Consider the following 25,552-nt stretch of genomic DNA (forward strand, 5'->3'; position numbering starts at 1 on the left):
CCAGCCGATCTGTTCGTCCGGCAGTTGCTCGCCGCGTCGGCGGCTGTGGTCGACGAACTCCTCCGACGCGGAATCGTTCGGACATGGAACTCGCCGCTCGGCGACCTCGACGGATGGATCGCATTCCGCGCGTCCGGAGGCGGGCTCGCGTCCAACTCCGAGAAGGGCTACGACCTCTCGTGGAACGATGGCGAGCGCGTTCAGGTCAAGGGCCGCCTCGTCGACCGCGCTGATCGACGCCTACAACCGTTCTCGGCGTTCCGGTCGTGGGCCTTCGACATCGCGGTGTTCGTGCTTTCCTGTGTGCGGACCTACGACATCATCTGGGCACGGGAGCGCATTCACTTCGAGCCGGAGCAGTTCGCGAGGCGCGTCGAGCACGCCAACCCTCGGCAGTGCTCGTCCGACGCATCGCGTCCGAGGGCCGGGACGTGTCGCATGCTGGCGTTGGACAGCCCGGACGAGCCTGGCTGAGATCACGAAGCGCTCAGCGACCGCTCCCCGCCCCGTTCCGGACCCCGACCCACAGCCCGTCCCGCGCCCGCGTCATCCCCACGTACAACTCCCTCCGGCCGCGCTCTCGCCGCTCCCGATCCGTCTCGGACGGCTCACCCGTCACCGGATCCAGCAGCCGACGGTCGACGTGCGCCAACAGCACCTGCTTGAACTCGAGCCCCTTCGCCCGCTTCACGGTGCCGACCCGTACGGCGTCGGACGTCCTGCCGGAGTACTCGTCGAGCATGATCACGGGGATGCCGGCATCCCGCAGGACGCCCCGGACGTCGTCCGCGTGCCGCTTCGTCGCGGTGAGGATCCCCACGTCACCGTGCCCCGTCCCGATCAGCCGGAGCACCTCGCTCAGCCGCGCGATCATCGAGCGGTCGTGCTCGGCCCGGCTCGAGAACCGGTGGAACGCCGGCGTGGGACCGGAGCGCGAGACGTCGGACACTGCATCGCCGACACCGTCCACGCCCTCGATGTCGACGAACTGGTCGTCCGCCACCATCTCCTTCGCGAACTCGAGGATCGCCGCCGTGTTGCGGTGGTTCACGTCGAGCACGACACCGCGTCCGGAGAGGCTGATGCCGACCTCGCCGAGCGTGTAGCCGCCCGGGTAGATCGTCTGCTGGCCGTCCCCGATGAGCGTCAGCCCGTCGGCTCGGTCCCCGACGAGGTGGTGCATAAGCGAGACCATCGCGCACGACAGGTCCTGCGCCTCGTCGACGATCACCGCGTCGTACCGCTCGAGCGGCACCGCCGCGACTGCATCGCGCGCGAGCAGGACGATGTCCTCCCAGTCGTGCGCGCGCCGCTCGCGCAGGCCGCGCGAGTACGCCTCGTAGAGGTCCCACACCGCCTGCCGCGTCTCCACGGGCAGCGCGTGCTTGCGCCCGACGCGCGCCAGGTCGGCGTACTCGTCGAAGCGCGTCAGGCCGCGCCCCTTGATGACGTGCTTGATCTCGTCCTCCCAGTAGGAGCGCGAGAAACGCGAGGACCGCAGTGGACTGGAGGCGCGGATCGCGTTCCAGGCGTCGTCGAACGCGAGTCGCGCCTCCCGTCCGGGCGTGCGGAACGCGATCCCGCGTTCCTTCAGCAGGCGCGTGGCGAACGCGTGGACGCCCATGAAGTCGACGCGACCGACCATGTCGGGCGCGAGGCGCTCGAGGAGTGACTCGAGGACTCGCGGCAACGTCTTGATGTAGGTGGTGAAGAGGACGCGGCCGCCGGTCGAGCGTGCAAGGTAGGCGGCGCGGTGGAGGCCGACGACGGTCTTGCCTGTGCCGGCGGCGCCGCGGATGCGTGCCGGGCCGTTGAAGCTGCGGCGGACGAGCTTCGCTTGGGCGGGGTCGAGGAAGGCCATCCAGTCCTCGATGGGCGCTTCGAGGACGCCGTCGAGGAGCTGGTCCGTAAGCTCGTCGTCGAGGGTGATGATCGTTGGGTCGGGTTCGCGGGGGAGGACGGCAGCAGGGACGACGATCTGCGGCGGGGTCGCTGCCTCCTCGCCGATCACGGGGAAGTGGGTGAGCATCGCGGCGAGGACCTCGTCGACGCGTGATGCCGAGAGCCGGGCGCCGCGCTTCGTGATGTGGCCGACGAGGTCGTGCGCGCCGATGACGTCGACGGACGCTATGCGGGCGTGCATGCGCTTCTGTCCGGCGAGGGCTGCGACGGCGTGGACCTCGCCCGGCGCGAGACCAATAGGTCGGCGAGGCGGGCACTTGGGTCACCCTTGAATCAGACCAGCAGCGACCAGTTCAGTGCGGAGCGCATCTTTCCAGTTCAGGCCCGGGTACTCGACGTAGCTGAGCCCAGCCAAGTCGGAGGGCCGCTCCACATCAGCATCGACCACGACGACGTTCTTGCGGCCGATCTTGCCGATGAAGTAGCCCAGTTCGAGGACTACGTTCTGACGTGCACGCGGATTCGGTTCGGTACCCGCTTGGTGATTCCCGATGGTTTGACCCACATCGTCAGGCGTGAGCAGAACGATCACGAAAGAAGTGGCGTCTCCGTAGGTCTCGAACTTCTCGATGATCGTCTGCCCGCGGCCGGCTTCCTCCGCAAGCGAAGTAGGCATGATGCCCGTGTGCTTATGAACGAAGATTCGGATCGAGTTCAGCGCTGCATCGTCGTGGCCGTGAACGATGAAGATCGAATCTGGCTGCTCAGCCGCATCTGCAGGCGAGAGGGTTTCTAAGGGAGTCGACTCGGCCGCGGGCGAGGGGTTTGCCGACGGAGTCGACTCGGTTACGACCCATGGCAGCACCGGGTCAGGCCTCGGATCCCGGTCACGCCACTGAGCAAAACGTGCCCGGGCTTCCCACTCCTCGTCTTCCTCGTCGAAGGCGGAGGTGTCCCGCCAAGCAGCGGGGATTTCCGATTGATCCCGCGATTGCAGGTAGTCCTTGAAGAGCTTCCTGGTCCGGGTCGGCGCGTGCTCCTGCACCCACGTCACTAAGTCCGGCATGGAATCGGCGAAGAGTTCCATTCGGCCCGCTTCGCCTGACTCGTCTTCCACAGCTTCGGAGGCGAAAAGCTGGCCGACCACCTCGATCGCAGCATCCGGGTAGTCGTCATCCCCGAAGCCCAGGGAGCGGTACAGCCGCGGGTGACGGCTGATGATATCGCTTGTCCCGGTCTCGCGACCTAGCGCACGCCAGTTCGAGTCGTTCCAGTTGTCGGCCGCGTAAGCAGCAATAGCGTTCTGCAGGGGGTCCACACGAGCCATGCTCAGAGTATATGAGGTGGCCGCTAGCGATCGCATATGAGCAGGTGTGCATGCGCGGCCTTTGGAGGACTGTCGCGGTGCGTTCCGTGATCTCGGAGCGAGCCGCGCGCTGCTCGGCGGCGTGGTTCGACACCTGCTCTCGTTCCTCGGGAAGTGGACGAGAGTTCCTCGGGAAGTGTACGAGAGCGGTACGGATCTCATTCATCTCCTGTTCGGGGGAGTTGCGGCATGGCGCACGAATCTGCGGCGGAGAGGCGTCGCCGCGCGCCGGTCGGGAAATTACCGTGATGCCCTAGCATCTGGAACGTGAGGACCCCTCCCGAAGGTCCGCAGATCAGGAGCATCCCGTGTCAGTCCAACAACTGCAGGACGAGCGACTGCTAACGGGGCTGCGCTTCCTCGTCGAGCACCCCGAGCCGTTTCGTCGGCGAGCCCTGTGGGAAGCCGTCGTCGCTGACATCCCCGACCGGCGCCGAGGCGACATTCGTCGCGTCACGGCCTGAGCCCCGTGGACGGAACGCTTTCTGGTTCGGCACCTCGATGCTCGGCCGCGCGGGCCTACTGCAGAAGGCCGGTGACGGCCGCTGGAAGATCACAGGGACGAGCCGTCGCGCAGTAGCAGGATCCCGATCCGACGGAGTTCCGGAAGGAAGCCGCTCGATCCACGCGTGCGACGACAAAGACGCTGATGGCCGATCGCGCAGCTCGACTTGGTGTCGCGATCCTTCCACCGGACTCAGGCGCGGAGCGGGTCCGCGAAGCGTCCGAACGATTCCGAGAGCGTGGTCTCGTCGGCTGGAATCTGTCGAGCGGACGTCAGTGCCGAGCTCATCCGTTGCTTCGTCAATCGCGAGGAAGTCGCGGGTGAAGCCTTCATCGACAAGCTCCGCGAGCAGTTCGTGGATGCGACTGATGATGCGCGACTGCTCATGGCAGAGCTGGTCGCGTGGCAACTCCTCCCGTTGCAGACTCCGGGCGAGCGGAGAAAGCGCGAAAGCGTGGAAGTCCTGCTGAGCCTCATGCGCGAGCCGGTCGTCATCCCGCCCGAAGTCGACCAGGTATTCCGCTCGGGATCGTTCAATCCCGGCCAGGGGACGGCGCGGAGAGTTTACAACGCACTCTCGATCCGAATTGTTCCTTTTAACGAGACGCATGTCACTGCCGCCCTGACTCGGGCTGACGGCGATCCAGATTCTGTAGCGCACTGGGTTGTTCAGAGAGATGTTCACTGCCACCTCCGGTTGAGCAGCGCATGGGCACAGGATCTCGACACCTGTGGCTTTGGGCTCCGCTTGACCGCAGGACCGCTCCACCTTCGCTTACGGTTCCGCGTGCGACGGATCAGGAGCGATAACTCCCGTCGAGTCCATGGAAACAGTGTTAAGCAGCCGCAGTGAGAAGACGGTTGAATCCATCGGTCGGCGCTCAGCTGACGTTATGAGCCGGGACGTCACTGCGACTCGCGAATTGACGTCGCCTCGGCGGCTAAATAAGTCAGGGCGGGAAGCGTGACCCGCATTTCGGTGCCCGGTAGCCAAGGCCTCCAGCAGGCGGTCGGTGGGTGAAAACGTGCGCTCTCTTCCCATCGGAACATCCCCGCCTCCTTGGGAGCGATTCGTTCGATATCGACGGCCATCAACACCCAAAGACCGGCGACATCGGCGCCGGTGATTGTGTCCGACATTAGAATTGAGGATCGAAACTCCACCTGGAGAAGCTTCCACTCATCGTGATTATGGCACGCAACGTCGTATTCGTTACGTGACAAGTGAAACTCTCCGCGAGTCTTAGAAGTGCACCCCTTGATCTCCCAAAAGCGGGTGTCGCCTTGGTCGCATGCAATATCGTATCCAGCAAAACCAGCTGAATCGGCGACCAGCGTAGGCATACGATGCTCAATCCGGAGGGCTTCCATTGCGACCAACTCCGCAGCGCGCCCAATCCCTAGCTCCCGCGCGCGATCTCCTTCGGTTTGAAGCCGGCGATAAGCGCCAATCAGAATCAGATCGAGATGCGGCTCCATCCAGGATAGCTGTCGGAGGTCTGCATGGGGAATTAGCTCGCGACTCACAGTCACGCCCCGTACAGCCGCCCACAACCAACTAGGTGGTTCTGCTTCAATCAGAATGGCAGCGAGTTGTAGCAGGGTGCCTTTGTCTGCCCGCTTGCCAACAGAAGCAAGCTTTGAGCTGGGGATAAACTCCCCAGCTTCCATCACAAGATTACTTCTCAACAGGTGCATGGCGACAGGGTGATGACTAATTGCGCTGGAGAGGAAAGCACTGGCTTCACTCGCGCGCCGAACCCAGTCGGCCCTGTCGATGATCCTGGAATAGCGCAGAGACGACAGAAGCAGAAACGCACTCATCGTGGCGCCGTGTGTCGGCAGCACTAGCTTAGACCGCCATGATGTGTTGGGACACAGCAGACCTGTCGTCGAGCTCGGCAGGCAGATTGTAGGTGCTTTCATCCGGAAGCGCCACCTGGACGAGCCCGTCGTCGTTCATCAGTACACTAAGGGCCTTCACCTTTTCTGTCATGCGCTCAGATACAACCTCGTCAATCGTACCTTTAGACACTAGGACGGTGAAATTCGTGGTCGTCGAAGACGCCAAGCCTAAGCGATGGATTCGATCCTGGCTTTGAAGGAATTGCCCTGCATTGAAGGTGCGATCCAGGTAGATTGCGTAATGGCACCAATGATGCAAGCTTATTCCCTCGCCGGCCGCCGCGGGATTCGCTAATAGAACCGAGCAAGAATCGTCGAACCGGAATCGCTCGAGCTCGTCGTCTCGGTTCTGCTCACCACTTTGAGCGCCTTCTCTCGTCGGAACGCCGCCGTGGACGATTGCGGGATTGTATTCTGCTAGAAGTTGCTGCAGAAGGCGGATATTGCGTACAAAAGCGGACCAAACAAGCACCTTCCTTCCATCACGAGCGGCTTGGCGCACTTCATTGAGAACGTACTCGTACTTCCACGGCAACTCATACCGAGCGTAACTCGCAAGTAGCTGTTTGAGGGACTCGTTTCCCGCCAGCTCGAGCGGGCCGTGAGACACGCCGCTCTCGTCTGCCTCGTCCGACCCTGCTGTCAGAAGTGAAGGGTTGGTGGCCGCCTCGAGTAGATACATGGTTATTCGGCCAAGTCGACGTAAGTCTCGCTCGGACTGTCGCTCTAGCTGGAAGCTCCCCCGGTACTCACCGAGCAGGGATGCGTAAATCGCTGCCTGAATCGGCCCCGGATCACGACGTTCGACGTGCCATTCTGGATCAGGGATTTCCAGTGCCGCTTTGGTCGTGCGTACGAAGAATTGACGAACGGCCATGCTAGTGTCGCGAACCACATCTTCGTCTCGCGACCTCGCTTCTTCGTAGGCCGCAGGCGGGAGAATCTGATGATCCTGTCCGGGATACAAGAACCGAATCGGAGCGATCAAGTCAGATGCGCCTTGTGGCGCCGGAGTTCCCGTCAGAACATCCCGACGATGAGCGGTATAGGCAAGGTCTATGACGGCGCGGCCGTGGACACCGCTAGACCCTCGCTTGATCCGGTGTGCTTCGTCGAGGATAACTTGAGTGCGAGTCGAGCCGACGAAACTTCTAATTCTCTCGTAGTCGGAAGCTACCCGATTGTAGTTGCTCAGAAGTAGATCGGTGTCGACAGGGATGATTCCGGAGGTGCCCTGGTGAATCTCGATTTTTGGCGCAGGGAACATTGAGTCAGCACTATCCATTCGCCAAGCCTCAAAAGAAGATAGTGGCCCGATAACGAGGAGCTTAGCGACTGTTCCGCGAGCCCGCTGAATAGCGAAATTCGCGAGAGCCACTGTGGTCTTACCGGCTCCGGGCACAGAAAAATCCGCCCCGTGAGGAAGGGAAAGAAGCTTCGCGAGGTTGTCCAGTTGGAAGGATTTCAGCTTCCGCCTGAACCCTGCTGCCTCAAGCTCAAGCGTGAGGCTTTCGACGTTCTCCTTGATCGCCCCCTGCCCAACGGCTTCTCGCGCCCGACGATCAATAGACAGTCGTCGCAGATGAATCGCGAGCTGGTCATCAAACTCGAGCTCTTCCTTGTAAAGGCGCTTAGCATCACGTACACCCGCCAGTCTGTCGAAGAAGACCTCAGCAAGGACCTCCATATTCAGACTATCGCCAGCCACGACGCCGCGGGAGAGTTCGGATTGGAGATGCGCCCACGCACCCCTGTTCGCGTGTTCGCGTTGTCTCACTGCAACGATGGGGCGCGATCCGTTGAGTAGACTGAAGCTGATCATTCTTTGCCAGTGTAGTAGGAAGCTATCAGTTTTTTCAAAGTGCTAACTCGTTGCTCCATCGCTGGCTCGTCAAAACCTTCGAATGCGCGGGCCCTCCGAAGCGCTGACAACGCTCGTTCAAATTCTGTAATAGCTTTGTCCGCCCGCGCGATGGGGTCCATCTGGGTGCGTTGATCGCGCGCGTCTTCCTCGGCTTCGGCGGCAGCAGCATCGACTGCCCCCCGGACCGTTTCCAGTAGCTGTCGCACCTCGATAGTTTCCCCGGTAGGAAGGGAGATTACGTCCTCCGATGAGCGAGTTGCGAGCGTGCGGAGCATCGTCTCGATTGGTCGAGGCGCTTGTGATTCGCCAAGAACATCGTCGAGGGGGTCAGTTCCTATGGTCTCGTCGGCGGCATCATCGACCATCAACGCTGCGATTTCCGGAGTCCGGCTCAGTTCGTTTTCCACTAAGGACTCTGCGTCCGCACGACGCAGGTGTCGCAGGCGCCGATACTGAACATTTGCGAGTGTTCCGAGGAAGTATACGGATCGGACGGCCTCGGCCTCGGCATTCTGCTTACCACGAATATGTTTTGTTAGCTCGTCAAAAGCGGACTCATTCTCATTGAATTCAAGCAGCTGTTTCGAGCCACCAGAGATTGCAACGAGCTGATGAACTTGTTGAAGCTTCTCATATTGGGTCCGCACATCGTTCAACTCGCGATGCATTCGATTTGCTACTCGTGCGAAATCTCGATTTTCGCGTTCATAAAGCTCCTCGATGAGAAGAGCCTCGTTGATCCATCCGTACCCCTGCTTGAAATCCCTGGCAATCTGGAGCTCGGTCTCGAGGTCGACGAGCTCATCGTTTGTTGCGTCACTGGGCAGCAATAGGCATTTCACATACTTTGCAGGAAGATGGTTATCCTGGAGGAAGAGGCTTCGAAGAGCTGCAGCTCGACGATTCCCATTAATCAGGATACCGTCAGCAGTGATTACGGCGGGTTCTTGCTGGCCACGGGCCGCAAGGTCGGATTTCAGTTCTTGGAAACCGTCTTGCGTTGAGAGGATTTCGAATTGGGCTTCTTGAGCTACGGGGCCAAGGGGATCTGTTCCGAACAGGTCCTCGTCGATCCTTGCGACGCGAGCCCGTTGCTCGGCTCTAGTCCGATGGTTAAGAGTCGAGAACCTAACCCATTCGACGTCGAGTTCTACAACATCGAGCCTCTTCTGAGCCCTCGGCCAGGCGGGGAGTTCTGCGTCCCCGACCCGCACCCGTGCCTGCAGGAAGTCAAATCGTTGTCCGTCGAGATATGCGTTTATCAATTTCAGGTCCGATGTGTACTGGATAGGGCCGGGCCGGCGTTGTTTGAAATGACGGTGCTTATAGTTCCGTCGCTTCGTTGACGGAAGCCTATCTGGCTGGTGAATGAGGGTGTCGATGTCGCCTCAATAGAGAAGGCCGCTAGGAGCACGCGTGGGAAGTTTGGTCTCGCATTGCGCTCCCAGTTCCAGGATGCGGATTCTGCTTTCCTCGACGTGGGCATGGCCCAGACGCACGGGGGAGGAACCATTTGACCATCGATATCGATCGCTTGGGCCTGTTTTGGGCAAAGGCGCTCTTGAGTGCCACAAAGATCATTGTGGAATACCACGCCCGACAGGGTGCCCGGAGAATCGCTAAAAAACCGGCGGCGTAAACGACTCACTCCACGAGCAACGTGTTCTCCGGGATGTGCTTTTTTGCTTGAGCAAAGCCACCAGAGGTAGGTCTCAATTGCCCACGAGGGCTCCTGCCAGAGAACACTGCTGTGTACGCCGTCAGGACAACCCTTTTGGATGATCGCCACGCTTCCAAGCTGAGGAACCTCCAGGCGGTAGACCGTATCATTCCCGTACTGGGGGATTGTGAACGAATCTATGAGTCCCCGGCGCTGCAGTTCATAAAAGATGCTTGCCAAGAAATTTCTGCGGCGGCCATTATCTGCGCTCGTTCGGCCTCGTAGGGTTTCAATCGCTGCAGGAAGTGCCCGAGCGTATTCGTCGGACGACAGGCCCGCTCGCGCGAGAGTCTCTTGATCTGTAGCCAACGTCTGCACGAGCTCGGCGACTCTGTCCACTACTGAGGCGGGTACATCTGATGCATGCCTGCACGGTGCGGCTTCCGCAGCTTCGGTCATTCGGTCACTTCCCGGTACCTTGATGCCATGTGTCCCCCAAGCTGGGCACAAGTCGAGTGATGCGTGCAGGCTTGATTACCTCGATGACCATACTTGCGGACGGATGCTTCGCGCGCAAGGCGCGCGAAGTGCTTCAACTCCGTGTAGCTCCGGGCGGAGGGTGGATGCTAGAGCGGAGGGGCACTGCGACCCGCCGTTTGTTGGCGTAGCGCGTCGGCGGCGTGGCGTAGGGTGGTTGGGTGGCGTCAGATCAGGAGAACTCCCCGCAAGCGCTTGAGTTTTTCGCCGGCATTGGGCTTGCGCGCATTGGGCTTCAGCAAGCAGGGATCGGTGTTTCATGGGCGAATGATTATGAGCCTGCCAAACGTCAGATGTATGAGCGGCAGTTTGGAGCGGGCCACTTTCATTTAGGTGATGTCGGTAAGGTTGCCGCGGCTTCATTGCCGAAAAACACGGCACTTGCTTGGAGTTCTTCGCCGTGTACCGATCTTTCCTTGGCAGGTTCGCGGGGAGGCTTGTCATCCGGGGAGTCAAACGCGTTTTGGCAATTCATTCGCGTATTAACCGACTTGGGCGTTGATCGTCCTGGAATGGTAGTTCTCGAGAATGTTGTCGGTCTCGGGACTTCCCATGGCGGTGATGACATTGCCGCTGCTATCCGCGCTTTCAACAACCTTGGGTATTCCGTTGACGTCCTTATGATCGACGCTAGAAGGTTCTTGCCCCATTCGCGACCGCGCCTGTTTATAGTTGGTTCAGTATCGGTGCCCGTTTGTGTTGAAGAAGGAGAATCGGTCCTCCGGCCGAGCTGGTTGAATTGGATATACGCTGACCCTACTCTGCGTACGCATAGGATGCCACTTCCGACTGTCCCCGACTTGCTATCTACCGGCTTTTCCGAACTAGTGAGCTCTTCGGCGGGTGCTGTGGTCGATTGGTGGAACCAGGAACGCATCTCGGCATTCGAGGACTCGCTATCTGCGATTCAACTTGAACGGATGATTCTTCTGCGCCAGCGTGAAGAAGTGGTTTATCGTACGGCGTATAGGAGGACACGCGGTGGTGTTGCAACCTGGGAGATGCGACCTGACGACATCGCTGGGTGCCTTCGGACGGCGCGTGGGGGGTCTTCGAAGCAGGCGGTCGTTGAGCTCGGCCGCGGAAGGATGAGAGTTCGTTGGATGACTCCGAAGGAATGCGCCGCTCTCATGGGGGCCTCGGAGTTCAACTTGGGTGATGCGCGAGTTAATCAGGCATTGTTCGCGTTTGGCGATGCGGTTGCGGTCCCGGTGGTTCGCTGGCTAGCTGAAAACTATCTCCGTCCCTTGATGACTAGTAATTGAATGGTATCCGGCTTAGCCGGCCGACTGTCGTGTTCCTCACTGGAGAACCGGTGCGGGCGAGCGGAGCTGCGGTCGAGCTTGCTCCCCATCGGCGTCGCGGCTTCCGCAGTACCTTCTCGCTTCCGCGAGCGCCGTCGCTCCGATTCCGGTCCGATTGTTGCCCGGCCCGGGAACGGAGGTGATTACGTGAGTCGGTCCTCGGGACACGACGGTGCGGCGGAACAGCGGATCAGCGTAGATTCGTTCCCGTCCGTCCAGGCGGCATAAAGGCAACATCGAGAGATGCTCGCAGGGCCACGGTGTCATCGGTCGACGTCGCCGCCTGCGCCTCGAGATCAGCCCGCACCGACGCCGACACGCCAAAGAACATCGTCGCCACGAACCCCACGACGTACGCCACCACGAGCCCCGACCCGTACCCGAGCAACGCCCAGCCGTAGCCGGAGGACCCGTTCAACAGCGGGATGAGCGACAGATCCGACGCCCCGATGGCGATCGCCCCCACGGAGTGCCCGAGCTGGTCGAACAGCCCGACGACCCCGCCACCGAACGCCCCACCGATGCACGCCGTGATGAACGGCCGCCCGAGGGGGAGCGTCACACCGTAGATCAGCGGCTCGCCGACCCCGAGGAACCCTGCCGGCAGCGCCCCGCGGATCGTCCGCACGAGCGGGGCGTTCGACCGGAACCGCACCCACAGTGCGATGCACGCACCGATCTGCCCGGCACCGCCCATCGCCAGCACGGGCAGCAGCACGGTCCACCCGGTCTGCTCGATGAGCGTGGCGTGGATCGGGATGAGCCCCTGGTGCATCCCGGTCATGACGAGCGGCAGGAAGAGCCCGCCGAGGATGAACCCGGCGAAGGCCCCGCCGTTCGCGAGCAGCCACGTGGCAGCCGTACCGATGGCGACCGAGACGACGCCGGCGACGGACATCAGGATGCCGAGCGTCACGGAGCCGGCGACGAGGATGGTGACGGTCGGCACGACGATGAGCGCGATGACGTCGGGCGTGACCTTCCGCATGAAGCGCTCGACGTAGGCCGCGAGGATGCCGCCCGCCAGCGCTCCGAGCACACCGCCCTGCCCGGGCGCCAGGGTCTCACCGAACACGGTGACGTTCGCGACCCCGGCCGCGACGATGATGCCGCCGACGGCACCACCGAGGATGGGCGTCCCGCCGAACTCCTTCGCGGCGTTCATCCCGACGAACACGGCGAGCAGGGACAGGAACCCGGAGGACAGCACGCCGAGGAACGGCGTCGCCCCGGGCAGCCACCCGAGGTTCGTCAGGATGCCGTTGATCCCGGCGATGAGCCCACAGGCGATCAGCGCGGGGATGAGCGGGATGAAGATGGCCGAGATGCGACGGATGGCACGCATGGTGCGGCCGTCGGAACGGGCACGGGCGGATGCCTTGATCGACGCGCCCCGCGCCGCCAGCTCCTCGGGCGACACCGAAGCCGAGGACGCACCCGGAACAGGAGCATCACGCAAGGACTCGAGCGAATCAGCCACCCGGTCCACCAACCCCGGCCCGAGCACGATCTGCAGGTTCGAGCCGGCCGCGATGGCGGCCATGACGCCCTCGGTGGCCTGGAGAGCGGGCAGATCCACAGAGGAAGGAGAAGCCACCTCGACCCGCAGCCGGGTCATGCAGTTCTCCACGTCGGCGATGTTCGAGGACCCGCCGACGGTGTCGAGGATCTGTTGTGCGAGTTGCTGTGCATCGGTCATTGATGGTGCTCCTCGGGGGAAGGAAGGACGAACGAGAGAAATCAGGAAAGGACGGCGCGCAGGGAACCGTCAGCAGCAGCGAGCCGAGAACGGACGACGGAAGCGGACGACCCGGTGAGGATCATCGCGATGGCCGTCTTGACCTCGCCGTCCGCGGCATCGAGGGCTGCGGCGACATCGGCCGGAGCAGCCCCGGTCACGTCCTGCACGAGCGAGAACGACCGTGCGACGAGCTTCTCGTTCGTCGCACGCACGTCGACCATCCGGTTGCCGTACGTCTTGTTGCTGCGCACCATCGCCAGCGTGGTGAGCATGTTGAGGACGAGCTTCTGTGCGGTCCCCGCCTTCAGGCGGGTCGACCCGGCGATGAACTCGGGACCGACGACCACGTCGATGGCGATGTCGGCTTCCCGCCCCGCGGCCGAGTCGGGGTTGCACGCGACGGAGACGGACAGGGCGGACCTGCGCCGCGCCTCCAGGATGGCCGCGATGACGTAGGGCGTCCTGCCGGACGCGCTGATCCCGACGACCACGTCGTCGGCCGTCAGGCCGAGCGCGTCGAGGTCGCGGACGGCGGCTGCTTCGTCGTCCTCGGCGCCCTCGACGGCGGTGGTGAGGGCGACGGAACCGCCGGCGATGACGCCGACGACCTGCGAGGGGTCGGTGCCGAAGGTGGGCGGGCACTCGCTGGCGTCGAGGACGCCGAGCCGGCCCGGCGTGCCGGCGCCGACGTAGATCAGGCGGCCGCCGCGCGAGAACGCTGCGGCGATCGAGTCGGCAGCGAGGGCGATGGCCGGGAGGCACGGCTCGAGCGCCGCGGGCACGCTGCGGTCGAGCGCGTTCATGCGCTGGGCAGCCTCGAGGGTGGAGACGAGGTCGATGTCGTCGAGGGACGAATCGGTGGCCTCGGTCGCGAGGTGCTGCAGCTCCTCGCGGAGGTCGTCGTGGTGGTGCATGGTGCTCGATTCAGGAACGGTGGTGCGTGCGGACCGCGTGGCGGCTGCGCGCGAGGAGCGGGCGGGAGCGTTCGTCGGTGCGCTGGGCGACGACGATGAACAGGGCGTCGACGATGGCGAGCTGGCTCATCCGGCTGCCCATCGCGGCGGGGCGCAGATCGCTCTCGGCGCCGGCCACGCCCAGCAGGACGTGGTCGGTGTGGTGGGTCAGCGGCGAGGTGGCGTGGCCGGTGATCGCGACGACGGTGGCCTCGTGCATCTTGGCCTCGGTGGCCACCTCGAGCGCCTCGACCGTGGTGCCGGAGTGGCTCGTGATGACGAGGACGTCCTTCGGGCCGAGGACGCTCGCGAGGGTCAGGGCGTTGTGCGGGTCGTCCGCGATCGAGCTCGCGATGCCGATGCGTTCGAGCTTGAGGTGGAGGTCGCGGGCGACGATGCCGCTCGCGCCGACGCCGTACAGGACGACCCGCCGGGCCTCGCTGATGCGGACCGCTGCGGCTTCGAGGGTGAACGGGTCGAGCGTGGCGCGCGTGTCGCTCATCACGGCGCGGACGTCCTCGGTGACCTTCGCGATCACGGTGGTGACGTCGTCGTCGACGCTGACGCCCGCGTGGATCTCGGTTTCGCGCCGCTCATGGATGCCCCGCTCGACGGCCCGGGTCATGCTGCGCTGGAGTGCGGCGAAGTTCGCGAACCCGAGGTGCTGGGCGAAGCGGGAGACGGTCGCGGGGGACACCCCGGCGCGGTCGGCGAGTTCGGCGGCGCTCGTGGTGGCCGCGGTGCCGGGGTCGTCGAGGACGGCATCGGCGATCGCGCGCATGCTCGTCGGCATCGAACCGGACTGGGTCCGGACGAGGGCGAACGCGTCGGCGCGGTCGGTACGGTCAGCGATCGTCATGCGCTCCATGAAAGCGCATTGCACCGACAGTCGCCAGTGCTGCAAGTTACTTTCGTGTTTCGTCGACGCGTTCCGTGAGCAGAAAGTGTCGGGTCGGCGCCTCGGACCCGACCGTTTCTGCTCACCAAGCAGGCGACCTCAGGCGCGCCGGTACCGGGTCGCCGGCTTGCCCGGGCCCGCGGCAGCGCGCGACCCCGTGTCGACCAGCAGCGGCAGCATCGCCCGGCGGAACGAGTCGGGCAGGAGCCGCTCGCCACGGACGGCCTCGTGCGCGTGCCGCAGCTCCGACATCGTGAATGGCTCGGCCAGGAGGCCTCGCGGATCGGGTGCCGCAGCGTACGACGCCCGCAAGGAGGCCACCGCGAACGCCACGATGTCGTCGTGCCCGTGCACCATCCCCGTCGCGGTGTCGACCGGGACCAGCCGCGCCTGTGACGGGTTCAACGACGACGACAGCGCTGAGAAGGGCACCACGTCGAGGTGCGCCACCGACAGCACCCATCCCCGGTCGTCCCGCGCGGGGTCGTCGAACACGTGCAGCTGCGTCGGCGCCAGCCCCGTCACGCCGGCCTTGTCGGACAGTGACCGCAGGACCGCCGCCGCCAACCGCTCGCCCTCGTGCACGAACGTCCCCGGCAGCCGCCAGTCGCCGTCGGTCGCGTCGCACACCTGCAGGACGGAGAGATCGCCCCCGGTCGGCACCGTCAGCACCGCGGTGTCGACGGCGACGGACGGCCGCGGGTAGTCGGTCAGCCGCTTGCCGCTTGCGTCGCGGTACTGGTTCGCCATGGCAGCGAGTTTACGCACACTTGCGCAAACTGCGACGATCGTGCAGACTCGGGTTTACGCAATTCCGCGCAAACCTGAGGAGGCGGCCATGCTGACCACCGAACAGACCGACCGGGCGATCGGCGCCGTCATCGGCTCCGCCGCGGGCGACGCGCTCGGCGCGGGCTACGAGTTCCGCCCCGCCGTCCCCGAACCCACCCCGATCCGGATGGCCGGCGGCGGCTCGTTCGGCTGGGCTCCGGGGGAGTGGACGGACGACACGAGCATGGCCGTCCCGATCCTCCGCACGCTCGCGCGCGGCGGCGACCCGGCATCCGAGGAAGCGCTCGACGGCCTCGTCGCGGCCTGGGCAGCGTGGGCCGTCACCGCGCCCGACGTCGGCATCCAGACGCGCAACGTCCTCACGGGTCTGGAGGCGCGGGTCGCCTCCCACGCACGCGCTGCGGCCCGGCAGGAACACGAGTACAAGGGGCAGTCGGCCGGCAACGGATCGCTCATGCGGACGGCACCGCTCGTGCTCGGGTACCTGACCGGTGCGGCCGACGAGGAACTGCGGCTCGCCGAGGCCGCCCGGGCGATCAGCGACCTCACGCACTACGAGTCGGACGCCGGGGACGCCTGCGTGCTCTGGTGCGTGGCGATCCGGCACACGGTGCTCACCGGCGAGCTCGACGTGCTGCGGGGCCTCGACCTGCTCGACCTCGAGAAGCGTCGGCTGTGGGTGGACCGGCTCGTCACGGCGGAGCACTCCGAGCCGGTCGACTTCACGGACTCGAACGGGTGGGTGGTGTCCGCGATGCAGGCCGCGTACTCGGCGGTCAAGCGGAGTTCGTCGCTCGAGGACGCCCTCGTCCGCGCGGTCCGAACCGGGAACGACACCGACACGGTGGCTGCGATCGCCGGCGGGCTCGCGGGTGCGCTGTACGGCGCGGCTGCGCTGCCGGCCGAGTGGCGCGAGCTCTTGCACGGGTGGCCGAGCCTCCGCGCGGACGATCTGGTCGCGCTGAGCGAGCAGGCGCTCGCGACGCACTGAGCCGTCGCGCTCTCGAGTCGTGGCGGCGGAGGATGTCGTGGGGGGATCCTCCGCCGCCACCTGTGGGGCGGGGGCGAGCCGCGCCTCCAGTCCGTCCGTTCAGAGCGCGCTGCGCGCCCGCTCCACCGCCTCGATGAACCGGGGGATGCCCCACATCAGGAAGGTCGGCTCGATCCCGCTCCGCAGGGTGATCCGGACCTTCTTCCGCAGGCCGCTCGACACGTCGTCGAGTCGGGCGATCTCCTCGACGGGGATCCCGAAGTCGGAGCGGGCGAAGTTGAGCGGGTGGGCGTGGAACCAGATGACCTCGGGCGTGAGGGTGAGGCGTCCGCCGACCTCGATCCGGCGGCTCGGGCGGGAGCTGGTCGGGGGCGCGTAGCCGGGGATGATGTCGGCCGCGCCGGAGTTCTCGTGGTCGGCGAGGTAGGTCGCGACCTTCTTGAGCAGTGGTGTGGTGTGGTCCCCCATGCGGTCAGCCTACGAGACGGGGCACGGATGCCAGGAGGCGCGGATCACCTCGACGACGCGACCTGCGTCGCGGAGGTGGGTCGCGCCTCCTGGCCCGTGATCAGACCGCGGATCGCTGCCGGAAGACGCCTGCGCGGACCAGCCACACGTAGAGGAGGCAGCCGATGCAGACGTCGAAGACGGCGTTGAGGAACGCGGCGACGAGCGCGATCGCCGCACCGACGGGGGCCGCGTACGGGACCCAGACGAGCGCGAGCACGAGGGCGAGGGCCGTGATGACGAGGCCGACCTGCTGGGCGAAGGTCGGGGGTTCCGGGGCCTCGAGCTCGGCGGGCGGGCCGAGCTTCGGGCGGACGAGCCGCCGGAACAACGCGCCGTAGGGGTGGCGGCGGATGCCGGCGATGCCGCCGATGGCGAAGAGCACGACGATGACGGCGAGCAGTGCGATACCGATCGGCCACGTCGTGGGGATCAGGGTGAGGACGACCGTCGCCGCGAGGAGGACGGTCGTGATGGCGGCGCCGAACCTCGGGGAACGGGGGTCGATGCCGCGGGCGGGGTCGTTCGTGGCGGTCATGGGGACTCGTCTCCGGGAGTCGTTGCTGGTGCTGCTGCTGTTGGTGCTGGCAGGACGGCGTCGAGGGCTGCGGTGAGCTCGGCGGGTCGTGGCGGACCGCCGAACCGGGTGTGCACCGCGCGGCCTCGGTCGAGGAGCAGGACCGTGGGGGTCTGCATGACGGCGAAGCGTCGGGCGAGCTCGGGGCGTTCCGCGAGGTCGATCTCGAGACGGGTGACTCCGGGGTGCTCGGCGGCGAGGGTGTCGAGCTGGCGACGGGTGGCCGGGCAGCGGGCGCAGGTCGGCGTGGAGAACTGGACGAGGGTGGCCTCGGTGCCGAAGGCCTCGGCGGGGGCGAGGTCGGCGGTCGTCGGATCGGTGGTGGTGGTGCGGGTGTCCTTCGTCCGCGTGGGGCGGGCTCGGCCGGTCCGGGCGCGCAGGAGCAGGCCGATAACTGTGGCGAGTGCGAGGACTCCCACGAGGACGGCGACTGCTGCGGCGACGGTCATGTCGTGACGGTACGTCCTCGGACGCTCGGGAGCGCCGACATGACCGCGTGTGACGAGCCGCGGCATCCGGGCGGCGTCCGGTCCGGTCGGGTCAGGTGCGGGGCTTCGGCAGCAGTCGGCCCAGCGTGCCCTGCAGGACCAGGAGGAGCACCCAGTACAGGCCGATCGACGGGAAGATCATCGAGAGGACGAGCGCGAGGGCGAGCAGCACGGCGGCGATCGGACCCTTCCGCCAGTCGCCGAGCGGCGAGGACAGCAGCTCCGGGGAACGGCGGAGCTCCCACTCGATCGCAGTCAGCGTGAGGCTCGTCACGACCATGCTGCCCAGGTAGAGGGCGTGTGCGACCCGGTCGCCCTCGACCTCGGTGTTGAGCAGGTTCGCGGCGAAGGGCAGGAACGCGATGCTCACGAGCCACACGAAGTTGAGCTGCATCACGCGGATGTTGTACGAGCGGACGTGCTCGAACACCTGGTGGTGCAGCGTCCAGAAGCGGGCGATGACCCAGAACGTGATGAAGAACTCGAGGAGCGCCGGCCAGTGCTCCTGCAGGAGGTCTCCGGCGCCCCGACCCCCGCTGAGTTCGCCGGCCAGGTCGACGAGCGGGAGGATCAGGATCGTGATCGCGATGGCGACGGTCGCGTCGGAGAAGTTCACGAGGCGGTCGAGGCCACGTTCGGTGCGTGCCGGCTCGGTCATGGAGCCGAGTCTAGGGACCGCGACGGCCCTAGCATCGGGAGGATGGTCGACGATGTGACGCCTGGACGGTACCGGCACTTCAAGGGCGGCGAGTACGAGGTGGTGCTCGTGGCGCGGGACGTCGAGACCGAGGAGCCGGTGGTCGTCTACCAGGCGCTGTACGGGGAGCGCGGGCACTGGGTGCGGTCGCTCGCGGACTTCACGGCGTGGGTGTCGCGTGACGGGTATGAGGGTCCGCGCTTCGTGCGGACGGACGGTGTCGGCGGGCGGGCCTAGGCTCGCAGGGCACCGAGGAGACGGGGGAGACGCATGCAGATCGGCGGCGACGGGCAGGTCCTGCTCAGCCCGAGCGACCTCTCGACGTGGGCGGCCTGCGAGTGGGCGTTCCTCCGGCGCATGGACGTGAAGCTCGGCCGGGGCGAGCCCCTGCCCGAGTCGCACGACGACATGCTCGAGCGCACCGCACGCCTGGGGGACCAGCACGAGCTCGACTACCTCGCCATCCTGAAGGACACGCGGGACGTCGTCGAGTTCGACCGACCGGCGCCGGCCGAGTACCCGTCGGCAGCGGCGGCCGCGCTGGACGCGATGCGCACCGGCGCGGACGTCCTCTACCAACCGACCTTCTTCGCGCCGCCGACGGCAGGGGCGCCCGGCTTCATCGGCTTCGCGGACTTCATCATGCGGAACGAGCGCGGCCGGTACGAGGTGTACGACACCAAGCTCGCGCGCCACGCCAAGATCAGCGCCCTGCTGCAGCTGGCCGCGTACGCCGAGCAGATGCAGGCGCACGGCATCCCCACCGGCGAGCAGGTCCACCTCGTGCTCGGCGACCGGACGACCACCACGCACGACCTCGCCGACATCGCGCCGGTGTACCGGACGCAGCGCGCCGAGCTGCAGCGGGTGATCGCTGAGCGCCTGACCGAGACCGAGCCGCTGCAGTGGGCCGACCCGCGGTACTCGTCGTGCGGCCGGTGCGACGTGTGCACGACACAGGTCGCCGAGCACCGTGACCTGGTCCTCGTCGCGGGCATGCGACTCGACCAGCGGACGAAGCTCATCCGGCAGGGGGTGCGGACGATCGACGAGCTGGCTGACCGGACCACGGCCGTGCCCGGTCTCCCGCGCGGGACGCAAGCGCGGCTGGTGCGTCAGGCGCGCCTCCAGGTCGACACCGAGCACGCGCGGACCGCAGCCGACGGTGCCCAGGCGACCGGGACGACCAAGCCGCTCTTCGAGGTGCTCGACGCCCGCGCGCTCGACGCGATCCCGACGCCGGACCCGGGCGACGTGTTCTTCGACTTCGAGGGGGACCCGCTCCACACCGAGGACGGCGTCCACTGGGGACTCGACTACCTGTTCGGGCTCGTCGACCCCGATGCACGCTTCACGGCGTTCTGGGCGCACACGATCCGCGACGAGCGCCAGGCGCTGCTGGACTTCCTCGCCTTCATCGAGGTTCGGCGGCAGCAGTACCCGGGGATGCACATCTACCACTACGCGGCGTACGAGCGGACGCACCTGCTGTCCCTCGCTGCCCGGCACGGCGTCGGGGAAGAAGCCGTCGACGACCTGCTCCGCGCCGGGGTCCTCGTCGACCTGTACCCGATCGTGCGCAAGGCGCTCGTGGTCGGCAGCCGCAGCTACTCCATCAAGAAGCTCGAGCCGCTCTACATGGGTTCGGACCTGCGGCTCAGCGATGTGACGAACGCGGCGGACAGCATCACGGCGTACGTCGACGCGATCGAGGAGCTCCGGAACGGCGACGCCGTCGCCGGGCAGCACATGCTCGACGAGGTCGCCGACTACAACGCCTACGACTGCCGGTCGACCCTCCGTCTGCGCGACTGGCTCCTGTCGCTCCGAGCGACAGCTCGCGCGTCCTCGTCCGCGCCCGTCGCTGCCGAGCCGGACGAACTCCTCCCGCCGATCCCGGTCGACCGCGAACCGAACCCCGTGTACACGGCGCTCGCCGCGCAGCTCGACGGGGTCGACGCCCTCGACCGGACGCCCGACCAGACGGCGTTGGCGCTCGCCGCAGCCGCGATCGACTACCACCGGCGCGAGGCGAAGACCTTCTGGCAGGACCACTTCGACCGCCTGCGGAACCCGGTGGACGAGTGGGCGGACACCCGCGACGTGCTGGTCGTCGAGCGGGCGTCGGTCGAGCGCGACTGGGACACGCTGCCGCGCGCCCGGTCGCAGTCCCGAGAGATCCGGCTGTCGGGGACGCTCGCGCCCGGTTCGCGGCTCCGTCCAGGAGGCACGCCCCACCTCGTCTACGACGACCCGCTCCCGCCGTCGATCGCCGCTCCGGCGCCGGGTTCGAAGGGCGCGTCGGCCCGCGCGGTCGTGCTGGACGCGTTCGAGGACGGTGACGGCTTCGAGGTGCTCATGAAGGAGAGCCTGCCGGTCGGCGGCTCGCCGCACGAGGACTTCCCGGCCGCCCTCGCGCCGGCAGCACCACCGCGAGCGAAGCCCCAGCCCGAGGCGATCGCGGAGTGGGGACAGGCGGTCCTCGACGCCCTGCCCGCGATGCTGCCCGATCCGGCGCTCGACCTCCTCCGCCGGGTCCCGCCGCGGGGGCCGATCGTGCCCGTGCAGGGGGACGACACGGTGTCGGCCGTGGTCGCGACGCTGCTCGGCCTCGACCGGTCGTACTTGGCGATCCAAGGCCCTCCGGGGACGGGCAAGACGTACGTCGGGTCGAACGTCGTCGCGCGGCTGGTGCGCGAGTACGGCTGGCGCGTCGGGGTCGTCGGGCAGTCGCACGCGACCTCGGAGAACTTCCTGGCGTCGGTCGTGCAGGCCGGGGTGCCCGCCGACCGCGTGGTGAAGGTGCCCCGGGCGGGAGCGGACCCGGACGACGTCGAGTCGGCACCGTGGACGCCCGTGAAGAACAACGCCGCCGTGGCTGCGTTCCTGTCGTCCTGCGCCGAGACCGGCACGGGCGGGGTCGTCGGCGGGACCGCGTGGACCTTCGCGAACGAGGGCACGATCCCGCGCCGCTCCCTCGACCTGCTCGTGGTGGACGAGGCCGGGCAGTTCTCCCTCGCGCCGACGATCGCGTCCTCGATCGCCGCGACGCGCCTGCTCCTCCTCGGGGACCCGCAGCAGCTGCCGCAGGTGTCGCAGGGGTCCCACCCGGAGCCCGTCGACGAGTCGGCGCTCGGCTGGCTCGCCGACGGCCAACACGTGCTGCCGGAGGCGTTCGGCTACTTCCTGGCGCGGACCCGGCGGATGGAGCCGGCACTCACGGCGTCGGTGTCGGCGCTGTCCTACGACGGGCAGCTCGCGTCGATGGTGTCCGGGCGACACCTCGACGGCATCGGCGCGGGCGTCCACCCGGAGCCGATCGTGCACGCCGGCAACACCACGTCCTCGGCGGAGGAAGCGGCTCGGGTCGTCGCCCTCGCGCAGGACGTCGTCGGTCGGCGGTGGGTGGACGGTGACACCGAACGCGTGCTCACGGACGAGGACGTGATCGTCGTCGCGCCGTACAACGCCCAGGGAGCGGTGATCCGTGACGCCCTGGACCGTGCAGGACTGCGGGGGACGCAGGTCGGCACGGTGGACCTGTTCCAGGGGCGCGAGGCCGTCGTGTCGATCGTGTCGCTCGCGGCGTCGAGCGCAGCCGACATCCCGCGTGGGCTCGACTTCCTGCTCATGCCGAACCGGTTGAACGTGGCGTTGTCGCGGGCGAAGTGGGCGGCGTACCTCGTGTACTCGCCGGCGCTGGCGACGGGCCTGCCGCCCTCGATCGCCGGGCTGTCGCTGCTGTCCCGGTTCATCGAGCTCGTCGAGCCGGGTCCGAGCGGCCGCTAGGCGACGGGGTCAGCCCTGGTCGGGGTCCTCGTCGAGCTGGACACCGCTCTGCATCTGCGCGCGCATGCCCGCGAGGACGTCGGCGTGCAGGAAGTTCGCCTCGGCGGCACTCGTGGGGTCGACCACGATGCCGAACTCCTCCGGCAGCGCCGTCACGAGCTCGGACATCGACACCGGACGGCCCTCGGTGTCGGGCAGGCCGGCGGCGAGTTCGGCGGGGTCGGTGAACACCGGGACGAACGGCTTCTCGCGGATGACCACGTGCGCGACGCTTCCGCCGTCCGGAGCGTCCGCGGGTCGCCACGGCACCCACGCGGCGCTGCGGAGGAAGCCGGCCGGCGAGGTCGCCATGCGCCGCCGGAGTTCGGCGGCGGCGGTCGGCGGGGTCTTGTCGACGCCGCGGCCGAAGGCGGATCCGGTCTGGTCGTTGGTGCTCATGCGGTTCCCTCCCGGGGGTCGTCGACCATGCTGTCACGGCCGGCGGGGTCGTCACGACGTCGCAGCACGGACGTCGGCGGTCGGGCTCAGCTCGAGGAGATCGTCGCCGTCGTCGCCGCGGTGCTCGCCGCCACCGTCGCCATGATCGCCGCCGTCTGGATGTCCTCGAGCACGGCCTTGACCGCGGGGCTGGCCCAGCCGCCCGAGGTGACCTCCTTCACGAGGGCCCGGTCGACCTTGCCGAACTGCTTGCGGAGCGTGCTGGTCGCGTCGAGCAGGCCGATGACGGCGGCGGCGAACGGCGTGGGTTCGGCGCGCCCGGCGAGGACGTCGCCGATGCCGGCGCGGAGGAGCGCCTCGGGGCCACCGTCGCGCTCCGGGTACTTCGTCGTGGGGAAGATGCCGAGCGTCTTGCCCTGTTCGAGCGTGATGAGGCCACGTGCGATGAGCCCGGCGAACACGTCGTCCCGCAGCGGTCGCTTGCCGATGCGGGTGATCCACCACTTCGCCTTGCGGGGCTTGTCGGCGGCCGCGATGGTGCCGACGACGCCGTCGAGGACCGGGTCGCCGGTGGCCGCACCGTTCACGACGGTGACGAAGCCGTCCTGCAGCGAGACGACGCCGCGCAGGGCGAGGTCCGCGAGGACGGCACCGGCGAGCCCGGCGTCGAGGGTCTGTACGTCCGTGGACTTCCGCCCGTCGGACTCGATCTGGAGGAGCGCGAACGCCTGCGGGACCGTGAGTTGCTCAGCCATGTCCGCAGCCTGCCACGCGGGGCGGGGGTGCGCCGCGCCTCCAGGCCGATGCCCAGCGCACGTCGAGGTGGCCGCGCGCCGGGCTGCGTGACTCAGTACGCGGCGGACTGCCCGCCGTCGATCGGGACGACCGTGGCGTTGACGTACGAGGCGTCGTCGGACAGCAGGAAGGCCACCACGGCGGCGATCTCGGGCGCCTCGCCGTAGCGCTTGGAAGGGTTGACCTGGATGAACTCCTCGGCGGCCTTGCGGGGGTTCTCCGGGTCGAGCTGCTTCATCGAGTTCTCGACCATCGGCGTCCAGATCGCGCCGGGGGCGATGGCGTTGATGCGGATGCCGTAGCGGCCGTACTCGATGGCGGAGTTGCGGGTGAGACCGACGACCCCGTGCTTGGCGGCGGCGTAGCCGGACTGGTTGCCGATGCCGCGGATGCCGCCGACGCTCGCCGTGTTGACGACCATGCCGGAGCCCTGCTCGCGCATGATCTTCAGGACCTTCTCGAGGCCGAGGAACACACCGCGCAGGTTGATCGAGACGACCTTGTCGAACTCGGCGGCGGTGAACGACTCGGTCGGGTTCTGCTTGCCTTCGATGCCGGCGTTGTTGAAGAAGCCGTCGATGCGGCCGAAGCGCTCGGTGGTGGCGGTGACGTAGGCCTCGACCTGGGCCTCGTTCGAGACGTCGGCGACGGTGGTGAGGACCTCGGCGTCGGGAGTGGTCTCGAGCACGGCGGCCTTCGAGGCCTCGAGTCCCTCGGCGGAGACGTCGACGAGGGACAGCTTCGCGCCCTCGGCGGCGAGACGGACGGCGGTCGCACGGCCGAGGCCGGAGCCGCCGCCGGTGATGAGGACGACGCGGTCGCTGAAGCGTGCCGTGGGGGAGCTGGTTGCGGTCATGGGGGAGGCCTCCTGAGGTCTTCGACGGTGAAGGGCTCGGGGTCCGCGGTGGAGCAGCGAGTCCGAACGATGCATTCGCATCGACGGGAGATAGGCTACACCTGTTGTCTTGCGGCCGCGCTCAGCAGGTCCGCAGGATCCGCACCATCGCGTCGTGCTCGGCCGGGGCCACCCACAGGCGGTACTTCGTCTTCACCGCCACCTGGTGCTCGATGTACGTGCACCGGAACGACTTGTCCGCCGGCAGCCAGGTCGCGGCGTCGCCGGAACGCTTCTGCGCGTTCGAGTGCTGGTCCACTGCGAACAGGTTCGCCGGATCGTTGGCGAGTGACTCCCGCTCACGCTGCGAGAGCTGCTGGGCCCCGGTCCGCCAGGCGTTCTCGAGCGCGACGACGTGGTCGATCTGCACGAGGGTGGAGGTCGTCTCGCCGCGCACGAAGCCGATCGTCGCCCCGGTGTACGGCGACACGAGCGTCCCGGTGAGCACCCGGCAGGGGCCCTGGCGAGTGGTCGCCGAGAGGTCCCGCGCCAGCACGTCGTTCCGCGTGTCACAGCCGTTCCGGTCGACGTCGAGCCACGCGGTGCCGAAATCACCGACCCGGTCGTACCCGGTGGCGGGGGCCTTGCCCTTGACCGGCAGGGCGGCGAGTTCGGCCCGCGCGGTGGCTGCTGTTGCGGCGTCGGCGTCGGTCGCGCTCGGCGCGGTCGTCGCGCTCGGCGCGTCGGTTCGGGAGGCGCGGGTCGTCCCCGGCGCGCCCGGTTCCGTCTCGATGGTGGGGGCGTCGGTCCCCGTGGGCGCGCTGGTCGTCGCCGGTGCGGCTTCGGCGTCGGGCGCGATGATGCCCGCGGTGTGCAGGGCGTACCCGCCGACGGCGAGTGCGAGGACGACGAGGACGGACGTGAGGCTGGTGCGGGTGCGGGTGCGGCGTCGGCGGGACGTCATGCGTGGGTGGAGCTCCTGGTGGTGCGGTGGTGCGGTGCACCGAC

The 25,552-nt window shown here is 66.8% G+C and carries 23 protein-coding genes; 5 read left to right on the forward strand and 18 right to left on the reverse strand.

Annotation, left to right across the window (positions count from 1 at the left end; translation table 11 throughout):
- The first annotated feature begins 45 nt into the window (after positions 1–45).
- Entirely contained in the window at positions 46–474 is a 429-nt protein-coding gene (locus BJK06_RS15035; protein ID WP_156794876.1) for a hypothetical protein, read from the forward strand.
- Between the two features lie 13 nt (positions 475–487).
- Here the strand turns inward: BJK06_RS15035 and BJK06_RS15040 are convergent, their stop codons facing one another.
- The 6 genes from BJK06_RS15040 to BJK06_RS18705 all read right to left on the reverse strand — a co-directional run bounded on the left by BJK06_RS15040 (position 488) and on the right by BJK06_RS18705 (position 8,807).
- On the reverse strand, positions 488–2,143 hold the full coding sequence (locus tag BJK06_RS15040) for a UvrD-helicase domain-containing protein (RefSeq protein ID WP_070418558.1): 1,656 nt from the start codon (positions 2,141–2,143) through the stop codon (positions 488–490).
- An 81-nt stretch (positions 2,144–2,224) separates the two neighbouring features.
- Complete coding sequence (locus BJK06_RS18325) at positions 2,225–3,229, reverse strand: TIR domain-containing protein (protein ID WP_181015102.1); 1,005 nt, start codon at positions 3,227–3,229, stop codon at positions 2,225–2,227.
- A 380-nt stretch (positions 3,230–3,609) separates the two neighbouring features.
- The gene (locus tag BJK06_RS18700; RefSeq protein ID WP_156794877.1) at positions 3,610–4,458 is read right to left on the reverse strand and encodes a hypothetical protein; all 849 of its coding nucleotides are present in this window, start codon (positions 4,456–4,458) and stop codon (positions 3,610–3,612) included.
- A gap of 221 nt (positions 4,459–4,679) precedes the next feature.
- On the reverse strand, positions 4,680–5,597 hold the full coding sequence (locus BJK06_RS18330) for a DUF3883 domain-containing protein (RefSeq protein WP_181015103.1): 918 nt from the start codon (positions 5,595–5,597) through the stop codon (positions 4,680–4,682).
- Between the two features lie 28 nt (positions 5,598–5,625).
- Positions 5,626–7,500 (reverse strand): DEAD/DEAH box helicase, encoded by a 1,875-nt coding sequence (locus BJK06_RS18335; RefSeq protein ID WP_083295305.1) that lies wholly within the window; start codon positions 7,498–7,500, stop codon positions 5,626–5,628.
- Positions 7,497–8,807, reverse strand: coding sequence for a hypothetical protein (locus BJK06_RS18705; RefSeq protein ID WP_156794878.1), 1,311 nt, complete (start codon positions 8,805–8,807; stop codon positions 7,497–7,499). The genes BJK06_RS18335 and BJK06_RS18705 overlap by 4 nt, the downstream gene beginning before the upstream one ends.
- A gap of 1,093 nt (positions 8,808–9,900) precedes the next feature.
- Here BJK06_RS18705 and BJK06_RS18340 point away from each other — a divergent pair.
- Positions 9,901–11,004, forward strand: a complete 1,104-nt coding sequence (locus tag BJK06_RS18340; RefSeq protein ID WP_083295306.1) for a DNA cytosine methyltransferase — start codon at positions 9,901–9,903, stop codon at positions 11,002–11,004.
- A 229-nt stretch (positions 11,005–11,233) separates the two neighbouring features.
- On the opposite strand, the gene BJK06_RS15060 is transcribed toward BJK06_RS18340, so the two are convergent.
- The 4 genes from BJK06_RS15060 to BJK06_RS15075 form a co-directional block, all read right to left on the reverse strand.
- Positions 11,234–12,742 carry a PTS transporter subunit EIIC gene (locus tag BJK06_RS15060; protein ID WP_070418561.1) on the reverse strand — a complete coding sequence of 503 codons (1,509 nt, stop codon included), beginning with the start codon at positions 12,740–12,742 and terminating at the stop codon, positions 11,234–11,236.
- A 41-nt stretch (positions 12,743–12,783) separates the two neighbouring features.
- The gene (murQ, locus tag BJK06_RS15065; RefSeq protein ID WP_070418562.1) at positions 12,784–13,698 is read right to left on the reverse strand and encodes an N-acetylmuramic acid 6-phosphate etherase; all 915 of its coding nucleotides are present in this window, start codon (positions 13,696–13,698) and stop codon (positions 12,784–12,786) included.
- A 10-nt stretch (positions 13,699–13,708) separates the two neighbouring features.
- Positions 13,709–14,596 (reverse strand): MurR/RpiR family transcriptional regulator, encoded by an 888-nt coding sequence (locus tag BJK06_RS15070; protein WP_181015104.1) that lies wholly within the window; start codon positions 14,594–14,596, stop codon positions 13,709–13,711.
- Between the two features lie 138 nt (positions 14,597–14,734).
- Complete coding sequence (locus tag BJK06_RS15075; protein WP_070418563.1) at positions 14,735–15,385, reverse strand: NUDIX domain-containing protein; 651 nt, start codon at positions 15,383–15,385, stop codon at positions 14,735–14,737.
- An 88-nt stretch (positions 15,386–15,473) separates the two neighbouring features.
- Between BJK06_RS15075 and BJK06_RS15080 the strand changes: the two genes are divergently transcribed.
- Complete coding sequence (locus BJK06_RS15080) at positions 15,474–16,418, forward strand: ADP-ribosylglycohydrolase family protein (protein WP_070418564.1); 945 nt, start codon at positions 15,474–15,476, stop codon at positions 16,416–16,418.
- 99 nt (positions 16,419–16,517) lie between these two features.
- Here BJK06_RS15080 and BJK06_RS15085 read toward each other — a convergent pair whose 3' ends face one another.
- From BJK06_RS15085 to BJK06_RS15100, 4 genes are all read right to left on the reverse strand, one after another.
- Complete coding sequence (locus BJK06_RS15085) at positions 16,518–16,886, reverse strand: hypothetical protein (RefSeq protein ID WP_070418565.1); 369 nt, start codon at positions 16,884–16,886, stop codon at positions 16,518–16,520.
- A gap of 100 nt (positions 16,887–16,986) precedes the next feature.
- Positions 16,987–17,463, reverse strand: coding sequence for a DUF4395 domain-containing protein (locus tag BJK06_RS15090; protein ID WP_070418566.1), 477 nt, complete (start codon positions 17,461–17,463; stop codon positions 16,987–16,989).
- Positions 17,460–17,951: a thioredoxin family protein gene (locus BJK06_RS15095; protein WP_070418567.1), complete on the reverse strand. Its 492-nt coding sequence runs from the start codon at positions 17,949–17,951 to the stop codon at positions 17,460–17,462. Before BJK06_RS15095 ends, BJK06_RS15090 begins: the two co-directional genes overlap by 4 nt.
- Positions 17,952–18,042: 91 nt before the next feature.
- Complete coding sequence (locus tag BJK06_RS15100) at positions 18,043–18,648, reverse strand: TMEM175 family protein (protein ID WP_070418568.1); 606 nt, start codon at positions 18,646–18,648, stop codon at positions 18,043–18,045.
- Positions 18,649–18,690: 42 nt separating this feature from the next.
- Between BJK06_RS15100 and BJK06_RS15105 the strand changes: the two genes are divergently transcribed.
- Both BJK06_RS15105 and BJK06_RS15110 read left to right on the forward strand, forming a co-directional pair.
- A complete protein-coding gene (locus BJK06_RS15105; protein ID WP_070418569.1) occupies positions 18,691–18,924 on the forward strand; it encodes a DUF1653 domain-containing protein in 234 nt (77 codons plus the stop codon).
- 33 nt (positions 18,925–18,957) lie between these two features.
- Positions 18,958–22,476, forward strand: a complete 3,519-nt coding sequence (locus BJK06_RS15110; RefSeq protein WP_070418570.1) for a TM0106 family RecB-like putative nuclease — start codon at positions 18,958–18,960, stop codon at positions 22,474–22,476.
- Positions 22,477–22,485: 9 nt separating this feature from the next.
- Here BJK06_RS15110 and BJK06_RS15115 read toward each other — a convergent pair whose 3' ends face one another.
- From BJK06_RS15115 to BJK06_RS15130, 4 genes are all read right to left on the reverse strand, one after another.
- A complete protein-coding gene (locus BJK06_RS15115; protein ID WP_070418571.1) occupies positions 22,486–22,914 on the reverse strand; it encodes an SseB family protein in 429 nt (142 codons plus the stop codon).
- Between the two features lie 86 nt (positions 22,915–23,000).
- Positions 23,001–23,669 carry a GPP34 family phosphoprotein gene (locus BJK06_RS15120; RefSeq protein WP_070418572.1) on the reverse strand — a complete coding sequence of 223 codons (669 nt, stop codon included), beginning with the start codon at positions 23,667–23,669 and terminating at the stop codon, positions 23,001–23,003.
- A 92-nt stretch (positions 23,670–23,761) separates the two neighbouring features.
- Entirely contained in the window at positions 23,762–24,565 is an 804-nt protein-coding gene (locus tag BJK06_RS15125; protein WP_070418573.1) for an SDR family oxidoreductase, read from the reverse strand.
- Positions 24,566–24,686: 121 nt separating this feature from the next.
- On the reverse strand, positions 24,687–25,508 hold the full coding sequence (locus tag BJK06_RS15130) for an HNH endonuclease family protein (protein WP_070418574.1): 822 nt from the start codon (positions 25,506–25,508) through the stop codon (positions 24,687–24,689).
- Between the last annotated feature and the right edge of the window lie 44 nt (positions 25,509–25,552).

The sequence above is a fragment of the Curtobacterium sp. BH-2-1-1 genome (assembly GCF_001806325.1).
Taxonomy (GTDB): Bacteria; Actinomycetota; Actinomycetes; order Actinomycetales; family Microbacteriaceae; genus Curtobacterium.